General features: G+C 48.3%; 12 protein-coding genes. All 12 read right to left on the bottom strand.

Annotation, left to right across the window (positions count from 1 at the left end):
- Positions 1 to 262 precede the first annotated feature (262 nt).
- Positions 263 to 1162: an Rpn family recombination-promoting nuclease/putative transposase gene (locus WMO65_RS10080; protein ID WP_054350383.1), complete on the bottom strand. Its 900-nt coding sequence runs from the start codon at positions 1160 to 1162 to the stop codon at positions 263 to 265.
- A 1077-nt stretch (positions 1163 to 2239) separates the two neighbouring features.
- Positions 2240 to 4348, bottom strand: a complete 2109-nt coding sequence (locus tag WMO65_RS10075) for a glycoside hydrolase family 36 protein (RefSeq protein WP_256129836.1) — start codon at positions 4346 to 4348, stop codon at positions 2240 to 2242.
- Between the two features lie 13 nt (positions 4349 to 4361).
- Entirely contained in the window at positions 4362 to 5204 is an 843-nt protein-coding gene (locus tag WMO65_RS10070; protein WP_033141552.1) for a carbohydrate ABC transporter permease, read from the bottom strand.
- A gap of 18 nt (positions 5205 to 5222) precedes the next feature.
- Positions 5223 to 6131: a carbohydrate ABC transporter permease gene (locus WMO65_RS10065; protein ID WP_033141553.1), complete on the bottom strand. Its 909-nt coding sequence runs from the start codon at positions 6129 to 6131 to the stop codon at positions 5223 to 5225.
- Between the two features lie 139 nt (positions 6132 to 6270).
- Positions 6271 to 7572 (bottom strand): ABC transporter substrate-binding protein, encoded by a 1302-nt coding sequence (locus WMO65_RS10060; RefSeq protein ID WP_033141554.1) that lies wholly within the window; start codon positions 7570 to 7572, stop codon positions 6271 to 6273.
- Between the two features lie 211 nt (positions 7573 to 7783).
- Positions 7784 to 9355, bottom strand: coding sequence for a response regulator (locus tag WMO65_RS10055; RefSeq protein WP_033141555.1), 1572 nt, complete (start codon positions 9353 to 9355; stop codon positions 7784 to 7786).
- Positions 9348 to 11186 (bottom strand): cache domain-containing sensor histidine kinase, encoded by a 1839-nt coding sequence (locus tag WMO65_RS10050; RefSeq protein WP_148391960.1) that lies wholly within the window; start codon positions 11184 to 11186, stop codon positions 9348 to 9350. Before WMO65_RS10050 ends, WMO65_RS10055 begins: the two co-directional genes overlap by 8 nt.
- Positions 11183 to 12535 (bottom strand): ABC transporter substrate-binding protein, encoded by a 1353-nt coding sequence (locus tag WMO65_RS10045; RefSeq protein ID WP_187370555.1) that lies wholly within the window; start codon positions 12533 to 12535, stop codon positions 11183 to 11185. The genes WMO65_RS10050 and WMO65_RS10045 overlap by 4 nt, the downstream gene beginning before the upstream one ends.
- Positions 12536 to 12633: 98 nt before the next feature.
- Positions 12634 to 13518, bottom strand: a complete 885-nt coding sequence (locus WMO65_RS10040) for a DMT family transporter (RefSeq protein WP_148391962.1) — start codon at positions 13516 to 13518, stop codon at positions 12634 to 12636.
- A 49-nt stretch (positions 13519 to 13567) separates the two neighbouring features.
- Positions 13568 to 13810, bottom strand: coding sequence for a diguanylate cyclase domain-containing protein (locus WMO65_RS10035; protein WP_148391963.1), 243 nt, complete (start codon positions 13808 to 13810; stop codon positions 13568 to 13570).
- A gap of 187 nt (positions 13811 to 13997) precedes the next feature.
- The gene (locus WMO65_RS10030) at positions 13998 to 14534 is read right to left on the bottom strand and encodes an NUDIX hydrolase (protein ID WP_033141560.1); all 537 of its coding nucleotides are present in this window, start codon (positions 14532 to 14534) and stop codon (positions 13998 to 14000) included.
- 99 nt (positions 14535 to 14633) lie between these two features.
- Positions 14634 to 16691, bottom strand: coding sequence for a beta-galactosidase (locus WMO65_RS10025; RefSeq protein WP_148391964.1), 2058 nt, complete (start codon positions 16689 to 16691; stop codon positions 14634 to 14636).
- Positions 16692 to 16734 lie beyond the last annotated feature (43 nt).

Here is a 16734-nt window from a genome sequence, read left to right as displayed (position 1 = left end):
TCAAATAAAGCTGAAATGCATTTCTGCAATTCATTCAAAAAACTTCATTTTTAGATTTGACTTTTAATAGTTAGTCTGTCAAAATTATACCGTATTTCAGCAGAGAATCCTATCCACTGAGGGTAGAATACAGGTGGAAAATAATAGAATTGCCCGTAACTGCACTTGCGCACAGACAGTGCTGTTTATGTGCGGACCGGACTGAAGAGTTATGAACCGTCTGAATTCAAAAATTAATATCGAAGCGTCCGGTCAATCAGGTCTATAACTTAAATTCCAGAAACAATTCATCCTGATACGCTTTATCGCTGACTGCTCTCTCAATTTCCTCCCCACGGGAATTGGCTATCAACAGTTGAATCAGCCTGTTTACTCGATTTTCACCATATTCCAGCCCGGCCTTTCTGCCCGCCTCTAAACCAGCCTTTCTGCCTGCCTCCAATCCGGCCTCCCAATTGCTCTGCATGAGATAATTGTGATCCCGCAGTGCCTTCTCGCGGGCTTCATATTCCAGTCTTTTCTCTTCATCTGCGCTGATATTTTTCAAAGTTTCGTATGCCTTTTCGATATACTTGTCTTTTTCCGCCATCTCTTCAAAATCCTCCTGCCTCTCGGCATTCATGAATTTTGCCCAGTTCAGAAGCTCTGTTTCAGGATACTCATGGTTTTTGAGTTTCGGCAGCTCCAGGATATGCACCTCCAGCTTGTCTGTATAAAGTCGGTGGTTTGTGTCTTCCCTCATATGAAAGCAGGAATAAAATGCCTCGTCCCGGCCAAACAAAATAAAATCCAGAATCCCGATGTGTACGCATTTCTCCAGCCTTTCATAACTCTCGCCCTTTTCCAGCTGGTCTGTGAACATTTTTGAGAGATAGAACATGGAGCGCTCCGGCCACAACAAAAACGGGCTGACCTGAATTTCTATGTCAATCTGCGTCCCATCCTTTAACCGTACACGTACATCCAAAATTCCCAGCTTATCTTCCTCATATCTGGTTCTCAGATGTGTCGGCAGCAGCGTGGTCTCCTCCACCTCCTCCGGCGGTATGTGCAGAACAGCTGCTATGAATCCCTTTCGTACCTCTGCATCCTCCATCAGTTCCTTAAAACAGAAATCTACCTTTGGCTTCATGATGAATCTGATGTTTGTATATCTTTCCATCCCTACTCCTCTCCGTAACTGAAAGATGAAAAGATATCGGTTATCTATACGCATAGTATAACCTTTACAGGCGGATACCTCAACCTCTTTCAAACACATTTTCTGTCAGACGAATATTATGGTTACTGTTCACATGCCACTGTCCCGCGAGATATTTTCAGGCCCAAGGCATGAAAATCTCAAAACTTCCGAAGCGATATGAGGCAGACTGTTGTTCTGAAATGCCTGCCTGTTCTCTCCAGGCACAAAAACAAACACCTGCTGCCTTTTCTTTGATGAATAAAACGGCACAGTTTCCCTGCAAAAATCAAATTAATAAATTTCATTTCATAAAATGGGGTATTCAATCCCTGAACAGGGATAATATGAAAATGCATTCATAAAATACATCTTTTTGAAGATAAAAACACTCTATCACGTTTTCACAGCTATGTCAATCAAAACTCCGATACAAAATTTTCAAAAAATACATTTTTGCTGTTCACTCCCAATATCAGTTAACCCAATCTATCATTTAACGATACAGATGCAGATGACAGCCACAGAATTTCTATATTTTACAAATAGCCAAGAAGAATAACTACAGATTTCTCCTGATTTACAGATAATTTAAAAGATACCCTTAGCTTTCGTATGTAATCAGTAAGGGTCCGGCCATGTTTTCTGCTTGTTTTACCCATAATTTAAAAGTTATCTTGGGCTTTCGTATGTAATTAGTAAGGAGGCGGCCATGTTTTCTGCTTGTTTTACCCATAATTCAAAAGTTATCTTGGGCTTTCGTATGTAATCAGTAAAAAGGCGGCCATGTTTTCTGCTTGTTTTACCCATAATTCAAAAGTTATCTTGGGCTTTCGTATGTAATTAGTAAGGAGGCAGCCATGTTTTCTGCTTGTTTTACCCATAAAATACAGTGTATAATACCTGCAGCACCTGTATGGATTGGCAGAATCAGCACCCCTCCAAACAATATTCCATAAGAAAACACGCAGCCAGGTTGTCCCCAAAAAACAAATAAGACCATCCCAGCCGCGTGCCATTCTCCTGCACACTCTAAACCTCTATTTCTCTCTCATACTTTCAATACCGCAATTCAAATATTCTTGCGCTCACTCTCTCAGGCAGCTCTACAGTCAGCGTGCCTGCCTCTTTATTCCAGTGAAATCCGCACTCTGCGCTTTGTGGATAGGCGCATACCGCCTCCACTTCTTTTCCTTTCAGATGCTTCACAGGGATTTCCTGTACCGGAGACTGGCTGTCTCTTCTCCACACAGCCAGGAAATCCTTCCCTTCCGCTTCCAGTCCCAGGCTCACCCATGGGTCATTGTAGGAGGACAGACCCAGCGGCCAGTAAGGCAGTGCCTTTTTGGTCAGATGGCGGATCGTCTTATAATAAGAAATCGCCTCCTTCACATATCCGAACCGCTCCGGGCTGAGATTCACTAAATGTCCGCTCTGGTGGATACGCAGAAGCAGTGCGTTCACCATGTTAAAGATAACCTCCTCACAGTCCCCGTCCGTCAGAGGATAAGACCAGACAGCAGCCTGCTCCGGCGTCACTGCGGAGGGCGCGTTGGCTGTGATCGTAGCGTACCTTACATAGTCCTCCTGGTCACTGGTGGACTGGATGCTGTAACGGGACAGCATGGCGTAATCCATGCGGAGGCCGCCGGAGGAACAGTTTTCTATGATCAGATCCGGGTACTTCTCAAAAATGCCGTCCAGCCATTCCAAATATGCCCGGTTATGGCCCAGAAGTCCGTCTCCATAGCTGTCGGCATCCAGTTCCGTGCCGATTCCCGGCTCTATATTGTAATCCATCTTGATATATCCGACACCGTACTCATTTACCACCCGGTCTATCACCTCTGTGGCATGGGCACGCACCTGGGGATTACGGAAATCAAGCTGGTAACGGCTTCTGTCATAGACGCGTTTTCCATGGCGCATGAAATACCAGTCATCCGGTACCTTATCTGCCTTCGGGCATTTGATTCCCATGACTTCCAGCTCCAGCCATACACCGGGAATCATCCCTTTCGACCGTATGTAATCTGTCACTTCTTTGATCCCGCCCGGGAAACGCTCCCCGGACGGCAGCCATTCACCCACGCCGTCCCACCAGTAGCCTGCAGAGTACCAGCCTGCATCAATGCAGAAATACTCACATCCTGCCTCTGCTGCCTTGTCGATCAGCGGGATCTCCTTCTCTGTTGTGGGATCTCCGAACAGGCAGTTCATATAATCATTAAAAATAACCTTTAGATTCTCATTGTCATCATTCACCCTGCGGATCGCCCGGCGGTACCTGGTCAGTTCTCCCATGGCCTCATCAAATCCGCCTGCAGCTGCTCCCACAGCCGCCGGAACCGTCACAAAGGTCTCTCCCGGCTGAAGGTTCTTCCACCAATGGTTGTGATGCTCTGTAGGACCGCTCAGCTTCAAATACACGTGCCCGTCCTGGTCACTGATTTCCCAATACCAGGAGCCATTATGCTCAATCTGCCAGAACAGAGAACTTTCTGTCTCCTGATTCTCCAGATATCCCATGGGAATATACTCCTTAGCCGACCAGTTCCCTGTATTTCCTATGCCGACAGTCTTGGAAGAACGGTGCATAGGATGCGGCTGCGTAGAGGAAAGTCCCAGTTCATGCAGGTTGTAGGATGCCCAGTCCAGCTCCTTCTGCCATGCGTTGTGAGGGATCCTAAGCTCCAGCTTCTCATCAAACTCACGCATTCCCTCCTTCTCGATACCATTCAGCGCAAAGGAGGATACATACTCCAGTCCCTGCGGCTCTGTTCCCCGGTTCTTCACCTCAGTCCAGACACGTACCACGGAAATCCCGTCATAGAACTGATAATGGCTGGTAACATCAAGGCCGGTAATGTCATCTTCTGTCACTACCTCCAGTTTCCTTCCCAGTTCGTTACGGAAATCTCTGAATTCTCTGTATTTCATCCTGTATCCCGGGGAAGTCTGGATATACTTATGACCATGCCGTTCTCCCACACGGTCCTGGCCCGTAACCAGGATCTCCACCGGATAAAAGGACTGGGTCCCCGTCTCTGAGGTCAGCGTCTTCTCATCAAAGGGCAGTGCGGAAAAGTGCAGCAGTTTGATCTCTCCGGCATCTGTCACCTCCCACAGCATATGGATCTTGTTCTCATATAATTCGATTCTCTTCATTTTTTTCCTCCCGTCAGCCCTTCACTGAACCGCTCATTAATCCTGCCAGGAAATACCTCTGCAGGAACAGGAAAATAAAGGTGACAGGAATCACGGCAACCACGGAACCGGCCATGAGGCCGCCCCAGTCAACCGTGTTTACCCCTTTAAACAGCATGATGGCAGGTGTCAGTGTCCGGTATTTGTCGGTGGAGATAAATATGTATCCGAACATGAACTCATTCCATGCATTGATAAAAGCGTAAAGTCCTGTGGACACCAGGCTTGGCAGAGATAAGGGCAATATGATCTTAAAAATAGTCTGCGCCTTATTGCACCCGTCAATCTCCGCAGCCTCCTCAAGCGCTAAAGGCACAGTATCGAAAAAGCTGCTCATCATAAAGGTGCACAAGGGTATTACAAAAGTGGTATAAGCCAGAATCAGAGAAGTATAGGACTCCAGAATCTGCATTTTCTGCATGATCAGATACAGGGGCACTAAAAGCAGCACACCGGGAATCATCTGTGAGAGCATCATTGCCAGATTGGAGGTCTTCACCAGTTTCATCTTATAATACCGGCTCAGGGCGTATCCTGCCATGACAGCTATGATCATAGAGAGAACACATGCCACAATAGAAACAAAAAAGCTATTTTTAATATACTGCAAAAATCCCACATCCACCAGTACCCTTTTAAAATTTTCCAGAGTCGGGGCATGGATCAAAAGTGACGGCGTTGCCGTACGTATCTCTGTCTTAGGCTTCAGCGCTGACAGAAGCATCCACAAAAAGGGGAAAATACAGATGGCTGAAAAAAACACCAGGGATACATAGGTGACAATCTTGCTGATAACACGGTTTCTTTTATTTAACATCTCTTATCTCCTCCTTTCTTACGCCATATCATCGCTGAGACTGGAACGCTTCCTGTAATAGAAAATGAACAGCACCACCATAACCGTAAACATCATGGTAGAAAGCGCCGAAGCAGCACCAACGTCAAACTTCTTCATAGAGTAGCGGTAGATCATAAGCGGCAGGGTCTCCGTCGCATAGTTTGGACCGCCCTCTGTCATAACCCAGATAAAGTCAAAGTTGATGGCAGTCCAGATAATATGTATGAACACGATCACAAGGGAAACGCTGCGCAGCTGCGGGAGCGTAACCTTGAAGAAACGTTTGAACACGCCGGCTCCGTCAATAGCAGCCGCCTCGGACAGATCTCCCGGGATGGACTGCATGGCTGACAAAAAGGAGATGGTGTAGTACGGAAAACTTCTCCATATATTTACAAAAATAACGGTTGCCATGGCGTATTTGGAATCACCGAGAAAATTGATGGGCTGGCTGATTATATGCATGTTAGTCAGCGCATAGTTGATGATACCGAACTCCGGGTTCAGCATCCAGTCCCAGGTCATGCCTGCAACGATAATGGGTACAAGCCACGGTATAAAGATACAGGTCCTGAATATGGCCCTGCCCTTAAACTTCTGGTTCAGCAGCACTGCTGTCACCATGCCCACCAGGTATTCACCCAGTACAGAGAAAATGGTCCAGTACGCAGTGTTCTTCACTGCCTGTCCAAAATGCTCATCTGCCAGAACCTTCTGGAAGTTGGCCATCCCGGCAAAACCGGTCATGGACTTGTTGATCAGATGCACATGGTAAAACGCGTCATGGATTACTTTCCCCAGGGGATACGCGATCAAAAGAGCCAGGAAAACAAGCGCGGGAAGCAGCATGATGACCGCTGTCCGCCATTTCCGCTGGTCTCTGGTAAGCTTCTTAAATTTATTCAACTCTAATCCCTCCTATACGAATTAACCGGGTCCAGGACTCTTCCTGTGACTCTGTCTGTAACGAAACAGGAGCCCGGCAAGCCGGACTCCTGCGCCGAAACGCTTACGCTTGCTGCCTAAACATTCCGGCATTCTGTTCTTATTCGCTTAATTCACCGGAATCGGATAAGGAAGCATTGACTGCGTCACATAACCATTCTGCTGTTGCTTCCGGAGTTTCGCCTTCCTGAAGCACTTTCGCCATGGCGTCCTGCATAGCCTGTGTGATTCCTCCCAGGGTTACCGGAGGGAAGGTGATTCCTGTATCGGATAATGCCTGGAAATCCTTGCTCCATTTGCTGTCTGTGGACACATCAGAGCGCGGGGAACGGTCTGCAAATCCTGCTTCCTGCCATTCTTTACTGCAGAATGCAGTTGCCAGTTCAAACGCGTCATCCTTATTCTTGCTGTCAGCCATGATGAACAGCGGTTTACATTCCATGTAAGTAGCCTCGTGTCCGTCTGACGGATAAGGGATCGCGGATACTGCCACATCATCCATGGTATCCGGGTTGGAGGATTCACGTTCTGCCAGCCAGTTTCCTGATACATATGTGGAGGTGATTCCTGTTGCAAAGTTCTCGTCTGTCTCTTCCCAGCCCCAGTTCTTGCAGTTCGGGTCAATGATTCCCTGATCTACAAGGTCTTTATAGAACTGGAATACTTTTGTTGCCTTTTCAAGCTCATCCTTGTTGTCTTTCCAGGTGTTCTTATATTTGCCATCATCCTGTGCAGAAGCAATCTCCAGATCATACTGTGCCAGGTATACCAGCAGCTCCTGTGCGGAGCGGACGCCTGTGCAGGCCAGCTCTGTCAGGTATTTTCCGTTTTTCTCTTTATAATCTGTCTGTGCCAGCAGATCTTCCCATGTTTTCGGAACTTCAATGCCTGCTGCTGTGATATCCTTTTCATGTGTCAGGTAAGCACGCACAGTCATCTCATAGGGAATGCCCACGATCTTGTCGTCAATGGTCATGGCTTTCACCACGGCCTCGGACAGGGCGTCTTTATCTTCCCACTCATTAAAACGGTCTGTCAGGTCCTCAACGATTCCCATGTTGTAAAACTCACCGACATACTCCGGAAGTCCCCAGATCAGGTCCGGTACGTTGCCGCCTGCTGCCGCTGTCAGAATTTTTTCATGAAGCATGTCATATGTGAAGTTTGTCTGATTTACTTTAACTCCGGTCTCTTCCTCAAACTTCTTGATCTGCTCCGTACCCGCGATCTGTGTATCCGCGCCGTCTGTCCAGCAGGTCCAAAGTTCCACAACTCTCTCCTCGTTCTTGCTGTCTCCTTTGGAGGCTGATTCTCCCTCTGAGCTGCCGGAACCGCCGCCGCATGCTGCCAGTGACATGGCCATTGTGAGACACATTAACGCTGCTACTACCTTTTTCTTCATGATATTTCCCTCTTTCCTTCATCTGATTTTTTTCCGTACCATTTGTACTGACGAAAGAGTATCATACTTTCAAAACACGGACAATGAAATCGGGCACTCTCCTAAAAAACCCCACGGAATAATATTAAAAACACCACCCTTTTTCATCTGCTGCCACTGCTCTTATACACATTCCCCGCGTTAAATATACAGCCCCGGCGAAACAGCTCTTTTATATTTTTCTGCGCTTTTTATAAGCGGATGGACTGTCCCCGAAAACTTCCCTGAATTTGTCCGTAAATGTGCGTACATCGTGATAACCTACAGCCTCTGCCAGCTCATAGGTCTTCATATCCGAAGCCATGAGCAGCTTCATAGCCTCCCTCATGCGCACCTCTACCAGATAATTCTTGAAGTTCTGTCCCGTCTCCTTCTTAAAAAACGTGCTGAAATAATACGGGTTCATATATACCATCTTCGCCATGCTCCCAAGGCCGATATCCTCCGCGTAATGCTCCTGGATATAGTTTTTCACCAGTGTGATGGTCTCCCGCTCACTGTCAGTGCCGTTAAATGCATTCTCCCCTATGAGTTTTCCCAGATAAGTGCACACCAGCTTCTTCAGCTCCCGGAAAGTACTCTGGGCCCGTATTTTGGCGGTAAACCTGTCGTACTCCTCCCTGAAATCCTCTGTGAGCACCCGGTACTCCTGCAGATCACGAAACAGATCCATAGCCATGGCGATACACCGGTTCTCAGCGGCATATCTGTTTCCGTAATGAAGATTCTCAATGATGTCCAGAATCCTGGTAAGTGCTGCCGTCCACTCTTCCCTCCGGTTTAAGATCTGGTCAAGCAGTTCCTTATAGCAAGTATTGTAATCCTCAAAGGAAGAACAAAACTCTCTGGATATCTCCTGATACCAGACCACATCCTCCTCGCAGAAATAGTAAAGCTCACAGGAAAACTTTGCCGTCTTATACGCGTATTTCAGGTCAGATGCCTGCTCTACCCTTTTCCCCACGCCGGTTATGAGCCATATTTTATATTCCCCGTAAATGTGTTCCCTGATGCGTCTGATCTCTTCTCTCACCCAGGCATCGTCCCGGTCTTTTTCCATGAGGAGAATCACATTACTGCTGTTTGGTTCCCGCTTGATGACAAACCCGCTCCTATTCTCCCTCAGATGCTCCTGTATCCTCTTGAAAATGGAGAAGCGCAGCAGCTCTCTCATATTCTGGTCCGTCACCTTCCGGTTCAGTTCAGGGGAAATGGCAAAGCACACGCCGATGAACTGCTTTCCCTCTGTCTCTATCCCCATCTCCTGAAAATGGCCGTACAGATCCCTGCACTCATACTCAGAGTTGATCTTCTTGAACACCGTCTGCATATCATCCTTCTCTTCCTCCCAGTATTCCATGGGACTGTCCGTGCGCAGCATTTTTTCAGCCCGCAGAATGGACTGTTCCAGCTCCTCCTGCCCCACCGGCTTCAGAAGGTAGTCCACCGCCTCATAGCTGATCGCCTTTTTCACATAGTCAAATTCCTGATAGCCGCTTAAAAATATGACCTTTATCTTCCAGCCGTTCTCCCTGATCTGCCGAATCACATCAAGACCGGTCTTCCTGGGCATGGCAACATCGGAAATAATAATATCCGGTTTCAGCTCCTCTGTCTTTTTCAGAAGTTCCTCGCCGTTGGCAGCCTCCCCGATCACCTCCGCGTTCAGGCGCTCCCAGTTCATCATTTTTTTCAGTCCTCTGATGATCACCGGCTCATCGTCTGCAATTATGATTTTAAACATTTTCTCCTCCTGGATTTTCCTTTGCCGGTTCTGTCCCGTCTATGATGGGAAGCCGGTATTTTACCATAGTTCCTATATTCTCAAAACTGCTGATCTCCAGTCCGTATGTGTCGCCGAACATGAGTTTGATGCGGTCATACACATTCTTAAGACCGAGGCTGGCGCGTTTGCTCTTCGGATGCTTGACTGTCTCCGGGCTTTCCAGACGTTCCTGCACGGTCTTCAGGCGCTCCGGCTCCATACCCACGCCGTTGTCCATAACTGTGATCTCCAGGCAGCCATCCTCCTCCCTGGCATTTACGGCTATGACACCTGTGCCGCTTTTTGGCTTGAGTCCGTATTTTACCGCGTTCTCCACTACAGGCTGGATGATGAGCTGGGGGACTTCCAGGCCCAGAAGATTTTCCTCAATGTTGATCTCCAGCTCAAAACGGTTTTCATACCGGATGCGGATGATCTTAAAATAATTGCGTATACTGTCAATCTCCGCCTGAAGGGTGACCATGTCTCTGGCATTGCCTATGAGGTATTTGAGCTGTCCGGACAGACTGTCTATCATCTCCGCTGTCACATTGTCATCATTGGTGATGGCCGTCATGCGGATGACATCCAGGGTATTGTAGAGATAATGGGGCTGTATCTGCGTTTTCAGGGCCTCAATCTCTGCATCCCGCTGCCGGATTTCCGCTATATAGACCTGCTGGATATGATTCTGCAGGTTTTCCGTCATTTGATTCAGACCTTTTGCAAGAAATCCCACTTCGTCGTTGGACTTGATCGTCACCCTCGTATCCAGATTCCCGTCCTGGATCTGTTCCATGGCATCCTTCAGTGTGCGGATGGGCTTATTCATCATCTTGGAATAAAAGAAATAGATGATCATGAGAAGGATAACGCTGAACCCTATAATGATCAAAATGTTCGTCTGTATCTCCTGATAACTGTTCTCCAGATTAAATGCCGGAATCTCTTCTGCCACCAACCAGTCCGTACCGGGTATCAGCCTGTAAATAAAATAGTTTCCGTCCGCTTTTATGTACTGCTTGTCCTCCTCCATCTCAGGCAGATAATCCTCCAGCTTTCCGATGCCTGCCCCGATATTCTCCTTCTCCTGGCTGTAGACAAATACTTTTTCCTTTCTGTCTATCACATACATCCTGCAGCCGTCCTCCAGGTCCGTCTCATTGATGATGCCGTCAAAATAATCCGCGCTCACATCAATATACAGAGTTCCCAGCTCCTGTTCGTCCGCGGACTGTATGGTCCTTGTGTTCATAATATTTCTTGTCACTGTAAAATCGCTGACATCTGAGTAATAGCTGGTATCATGGGTGGGCAGAAGGCGCATCTGTTTGTGGCCTTCCAGGAAGTTCTCCTCATGAAAACGCCCCATTTCCTCCTCTTTCACCATAACCTCAGGCGGACGCATGACAGAATACTGGTCCCCACCCGGAGTGATGAAAAACACATGGTCAATATGCTGATTCATATATAAAATATCCCTGAGCACGTCACTCATCAGTGCCTCCCTGCGGGCCTGGGTGATGGTGTCATCCTCCATCAGCTCGTAGAGATAGTCATACTCCGTGATATTATAGTTATAGAGATATTTGGTGGTCTCCTCCATCTCCTGAAACAGATCTGCGGCATTCTTCCCCACATAGAGGGCACTGCGGTACATATTGGAGAGAAGTGTCTGCCTGAGAGAATCCATGTACGCACTGTAAATGGAGATACCCATGATCAGCAGCGGCACGATACCGATCAAAATCAATGCTGCCACCGATTTTACAAAAAGGCTCTGGTAATGCTGTCTCTTTCTTTTTATCATGACTTCCTCCCTAAACCTCCCGCCACGTTGTCCCAATACTCATCCAGCTTCTCCGCCGCAGTATCCACGCTCATGGTTTTCGTCGCCACGGAAAAGAAAACATCGTACATGCTGCGTTTGAAATGCTCCGGTGTGTCCTCATTTCCCAGATATACATCGCTTTTATCCGCATAGCGGTAATCCACAAGAAAACTCTGCTGTACCTTTGGAGCGGGATACAGGATCTTTTCCCTGGTGGCAGGGATGGCGTAAACGGTCTGCAGCACTTTTCTGTAGTTCTCTTTCCTGTAGCAGAACTCTAAAAACCTCATGGCGGCCCGGTTTTTTTCGGCATTCTCCCCACAGGTATCCGAGACTGCCCATTGGGCGCCTTTTTCGCTGACTACCACAGGGTCACCTGCTTCATCCCCCAGGAAAAACCACCCCAGGCGGAATTTACAGGGGTCCTCCTCCAACTCTTCGCCCAGTGTGTCCTTGCCGGATTCCACAGCCAGAGGATAGGCCTCCCATATTTTAGAGACCATGGAGGGTTCTGTGAGGACCATGGCGGCATCCTGGTTGATCAGGGCCTGGATCACCTGGTTCTCATTCATATTTACGGAGTCCTCCAGCATATATTCCCCGTTCATCATATCCTGATAGTCTGCCAGCATGTTCCTGACATTTTCATCCTGAAAGGATACCAGGCCCTCATTTCTCTTTCTCTGCCAGTCCGGGTCCGCCTTTGCAAGGTCCACCTGGAAGAAATAATTCAGCCAGTATTTTCCCGTCTCCGTCGGATTTCCCCCGGCTGCCAGGGGCGCGGTTCCGTTCTGCTTCAGGACTCTGCAGACCTCCAGAAACTCCCCGTATGTCCTGGGTACTTCAAGCCCCAGTTCCTTGAAGATCACCTGATTATAGATAATCCCGAAGGAGGTCTTGTAAAAGGGCACCGCATATATATTTCCGTCAATCGCAAAGGGCTGTTCCACCAGCTTTCCCACCTCCTGGGAGATAGCACCGAGTTTCCCTGCCTCAGCAAAGGTATAAGGGTCCTGGATCTCAAAAATATCCGGGAACTCCCCGGCAGCCTCCTTTGCCTTCAGCGTCTCTGAATAGATTCCGCTTCCGGAATGCTCGCTGAGCACCCGGATGTCCTGATTTTCCTCCATAAACTTTTCACACAGCTCCTCCATTACGGATATCCTCCTGGCATCCTCCCCGGAATAAAATACGGCAAGCTCTGTCTTCTTCTCCGTCTCCTGTTCCTTTGACGGCACCAGCCCTTCGCCCTTCTCTACCCTGCCTCCGCATCCTGCAAGAGACAGAACAGCTGTCAAAAGGATAAACCATCCCTGCTTTTTCCTCATTCTGATCACCTCTGTATTTTTCACTATTACCCACGGTATCATAACAATGATTTCTTGTAAAGCGGGCAAAAGAAAAGCGTGAAACCATTTTACCGGTTTCACGCTTTCTCTGTCTTTCTGTTTCCCGTAAAGAGAACCGTGATCAGCACCCCTGCGCAGATCAGCAGGCCCCCCACCACAAAATTCCAGGTGATCACCTCATGGAGAAAGAAAATTCCCAGCACTGCAGAGGTCAGTGGCTGCAGCGGATAGAACATGGAGCATACGCTTGCGTCCAGAAGCTTCAGGCTCATATTCCACAGCGTATGGGCCACTGCTGTCCCGACGATGCCCAGATAGATGCAGGACAGAACCGCTTTTGCAGTAAAGGTACTGGGTATGCTCTCCGCCTCCAAAACAGCCGCCGGAATGTTTAAAAGAAGGGCAACTCCCATTCCGTACAGCGCGATCTGTACCGGATCATATCCCCCTGAGATCCTTCGGATAGCTACCGATGCCCCGGACCATAAAAGCACGGAGCACACAGAGGCCAGCACCCCTGCCGCGCTGATATTTCCGCTTCCCGCTCCCAATATTATGTAAACTCCAACGAGAGAAATAATAATGCTTGCCACATCCTTTTTATGTATCTTCTCTCCCAGAAATATCATAGCCAGAATGGAAATGGAGATGGGATTCATGGCATTGATCAGAGATGCCAGGGAGGCGTCCAGAAGATTTGTTCCCATGACCTGGCAGCCTATGGAGACAAAGTATCCCAGGGCGCCCACGATCAGAATATATTTCCGGTCCTCTTTTTTCACCTTTATTCTGGTTCCCCGCAGCTTCAAAAGTACGGTAAGTGCCGCCACGGAAACCACATATCGGATGAGAAGCAGCATAAACGGTGCCATGACATCAAGGGCGAACTTACTCACCACATAAATGCTCCCCCATATAAAAAACGTGATAAACAGGTAAATGTAACCAATCTTCTTTTTCATTTCTGTCTCCTTTATACTGTGTCATTGCTGCTGTGAGGGGCGCAGACCATTAGAAATCATCTAAAACATACTGATTCCTGCCCTGTCTCTTCGCTTTATACAGAGCCTGGTCCGCCCGTTTCATCACTCCCTTGTAATCCTTATCGCCTGCGTCATGTCCGTGGGTATCGTTGATTCCTTTAAAATGATCTATGTCCAGGAACATGAAGACCCGGTAGCTGCCGCCGTCTTTTTTCTTAAATTCCCTGCGTATGGTCTCTGTCAGGGCATCTCTCCTCGCCGCTCCGCACAATAGGCACGCCGATCACAATACTGTCCCCCGAGTTTACTGTTTTTCACCAACATGTATCACTATTATAGCTTTTTAAAGCGTAAGATTCAACAGGATTCCCGGGGCACAGGCACGAAAAAGTACCGGCGGAAGCTGTGATGATTCTCCGGAACTGTCATTAAGAAATGAGAAGAACCGGATATTGCTGTCATCCCGGCAGCATATCCAGTTCTTCCATGTAAATGCAGTGAGGAATACCGTTTGTCCTGACCAGCTCCCTGCAGAGCTCCAGATCCATCCATATGACTTCCTCCACCTCTTCTTTCTGAAGCGTCATCTGTTCCGGCTCTATATCTTTCCACATACAATAGATATTGCTGACCTGGTTATCCACAAAATCCCTGCCGTAAAACACATCCCTGTGGAATATCCTTCTCCTGCCGCAGCAGACCAACTCCTCCGCAGACGCATCCACACCCAGTTCCTCCTTCAGTTCCCTGAGCGCAGAGGGAACAAAGTCCACACCTGCAGGAATATGTCCGGCACTTGAGATATCGTAGCATCCCGGATGGGAATCCTTGTTCCTGCTCCGTTTCTGGAGAAGTACCTCTGTCCTGTCACCGCGCCTGCGAAGAAGCCACACATGGGCCGTGCGGTGCAGAATCCCCTCCGCGTGGGCAGTCTCCCTGTCTACGGTCTTACCTGTGGGTCTGCCTGATTCGTCTATGATATCAAATATTTCCATTTTACTGTTCCTCCTGAAAAAACGCAGAAGCCGCCGTATCTGTTCCCGCGGCTTTCTGCGTTTTCTTGCATTTCTGTTACTCGCTCTATATTCTGTATCTTAAAAAATCCTGTAAACCTTCGTCTCATATCCCTTCAGCAGAACACTTCCCTGTACCTCATCCTTTGTGTCCATATCCATGACTGCTTCCTTCAGAACCACCTTCTGCGGCTCTTTGTCATAATTCAGGATAAACAGATACCGCTTCCCGTCCTTCACCCGCATGGCGATCTCACAGGCCTCTGATACCTCAGCCAGATCCTGATAAGGCTGCAGCACGCCTGTATAGGCCAGAAACGCTTTCACATTATCCCTGGTAAATGTCCCTCCAAAGTGCAGGACTTTTCCTTTACCACATAACGTCTCCGCCAGAGCCGGGCGTCCCTCATAATAGTTGGAACTGTATTTTGCCAAAATATCGGCGTCAGGTCCCGCAGCTGCCAAAATATCGTTAAACAGGCCAGTTTCCACCTGTCTGCCTTCCCACTCCATAGACACTGCTTCATCTGCCGGGCCCACAAAGGTATATTCCTTTACATCCGTCTGTGTCAGAGAAGAGAGAAGTCCCGGCATTGGCTGCATTACACATTTGCCTGTCTCATCCTTCTGTCCAGTCCTGCATCCCAGGATCAGGCAGCCGCCTGCTTCCACATAGGTTCTCAGCACTTCTGCCCTTTTCTCTGTGAGGATCAGGGGATGGGGATAGAACAGCACCGGATACTTTAACAGTTCCTCAGCATCTGTATCCTCCAGAAGATAGACCATATCCATGGGAGTATGGTTTAACTGTGCGGCTGTGAAGATTTCCTTTTCACTCTTCTTAGCCAGTCTCATATGCCACACATCCAACTGGGAATCCCAGATGTTGTCATAGTCCCGCACAAGTCCAAAGGCGGCCTGGTAGTCAGCTCCTGCCATCTCACTGATGGCCTCCGTACGTTTCCAGATCCTGTATACTTCGGACAGTTTGCGGTTGTCCCTGTTGTCATAGTCCAGAATCCCATGCCAGTAGATCTCGGTTCCCATAACAGCTGTCCTCCAGCGGAAGAAACTCACATAATCAGCGCCGTGGGCAATACTCTGCATGGCCCAGAGCATCATCTGACCCGGTTTCGGGGCCGGGGCCTCCATACGGGTATTCCATCCGTTTGCCCCTGACTGCTGCTCCATAATACCGAAATGCGGACAGATGGATCGGACCTCTGTGAGATTCCGGCTCCATTTCCTGTCATTCAAGTCGTCTGAATGGATGGGGTCCTCACACAGACAGTACGCGAAATTAGGATAGGAATCATAGGTGTACACATCCAGACATTCGTCCATCATCCTGTGGTTGTCCAGATTTCCGAACATGCCGTTTGTGGTGATAAAATCCTGAGGTTTTTTATATTTTCTGATAATGTCACTCTGTATTTTGCAGAACTGTATGGCACTGGCGGATACAAATCTGGTGTAATCCAGGACCTGATGGGGATTGGTGGAATCGTGCACTGTGGGTCTGGGCACATAGATCTCTTCCCATTTTGTATACGTCTGATTCCAAAATACGGTTCCCCAGGCTTCATTCAACGCATCCAGTGTCTGATATTTTTCCTTCAAAAATTCCCTGAAGGCTGCTGTGTCACTCTCTGAATAGAAGACATCCACCTCACAGTTGATCTCATTGTCTATCTGCCATCCCACAATACAGGGGCGCTGTCCGTAGTGCTGTACCGCCTTCTCCACAATAATGGAACAGAACTTCCGGTAAACAGGTGAGTTATAGTTATAATGTCTCCGCATACCATGCCGGAATGGAGTCCCGTCCAGACGGCAGTTCAGCACCTCCGGATACTTTTCCGTCAGCCAGACCGGCGGCGTGGCTGTGGGAGTGCCGAATATCACCTTCATACCCTCCTCCTCCGCCACATCGAGAAAAGAATCGAAAAAATCAAAGGTATATTCCCCTTCTCTCGGCTCCAGCTTGTTCCATGCAAACTCCGCGATCCGGACAGTAAAGATACCGTTTTCCTTCATACGCCGGAGGTCTTCCCTCCACAGCTTTTTGTCCCAGTGCTCCGGGTAATAACAGGTGCCCAGGGATAGGGCGGGCCAATTGAAATTCTGTGTTTTCCTCATTTAGTTTCCTCCTCCTGCAGACAGTCCAGACTCTGCCCGCGGT

It is taken from the genome of Blautia caccae (genome assembly GCF_040095955.1).
GTDB lineage: Bacteria > Bacillota > Clostridia > Lachnospirales > Lachnospiraceae > Blautia > Blautia celeris.
The sequence above is the reverse complement of the archived record's forward strand: the minus strand, read 5'-3'. Positions and strand labels throughout refer to the sequence as shown.

What these genes read in the sequence shown, in the direction of transcription:
- WMO65_RS10080 (WP_054350383.1), bottom strand. Translation starts at nt 1,162, where the DNA reads ATGGAAAGATATACAAACATCAGATTCATCATGAAGCCAAAGGTAGAT.
- WMO65_RS10075 (WP_256129836.1), bottom strand. Translation starts at nt 4,348, where the DNA reads ATGAAGAGAATCGAATTATATGAGAACAAGATCCATATGCTGTGGGAG.
- WMO65_RS10070 (WP_033141552.1), bottom strand. Translation starts at nt 5,204, where the DNA reads ATGTTAAATAAAAGAAACCGTGTTATCAGCAAGATTGTCACCTATGTA.
- WMO65_RS10060 (WP_033141554.1), bottom strand. Translation starts at nt 7,572, where the DNA reads ATGAAGAAAAAGGTAGTAGCAGCGTTAATGTGTCTCACAATGGCCATG.
- WMO65_RS10055 (WP_033141555.1), bottom strand. Translation starts at nt 9,355, where the DNA reads ATGTTTAAAATCATAATTGCAGACGATGAGCCGGTGATCATCAGAGGA.
- WMO65_RS10050 (WP_148391960.1), bottom strand. Translation starts at nt 11,186, where the DNA reads ATGATAAAAAGAAAGAGACAGCATTACCAGAGCCTTTTTGTAAAATCG.
- WMO65_RS10045 (WP_187370555.1), bottom strand. Translation starts at nt 12,535, where the DNA reads ATGAGGAAAAAGCAGGGATGGTTTATCCTTTTGACAGCTGTTCTGTCT.
- WMO65_RS10040 (WP_148391962.1), bottom strand. Translation starts at nt 13,518, where the DNA reads ATGAAAAAGAAGATTGGTTACATTTACCTGTTTATCACGTTTTTTATA.
- WMO65_RS10030 (WP_033141560.1), bottom strand. Translation starts at nt 14,534, where the DNA reads ATGGAAATATTTGATATCATAGACGAATCAGGCAGACCCACAGGTAAG.
- WMO65_RS10025 (WP_148391964.1), bottom strand. Translation starts at nt 16,691, where the DNA reads ATGAGGAAAACACAGAATTTCAATTGGCCCGCCCTATCCCTGGGCACC.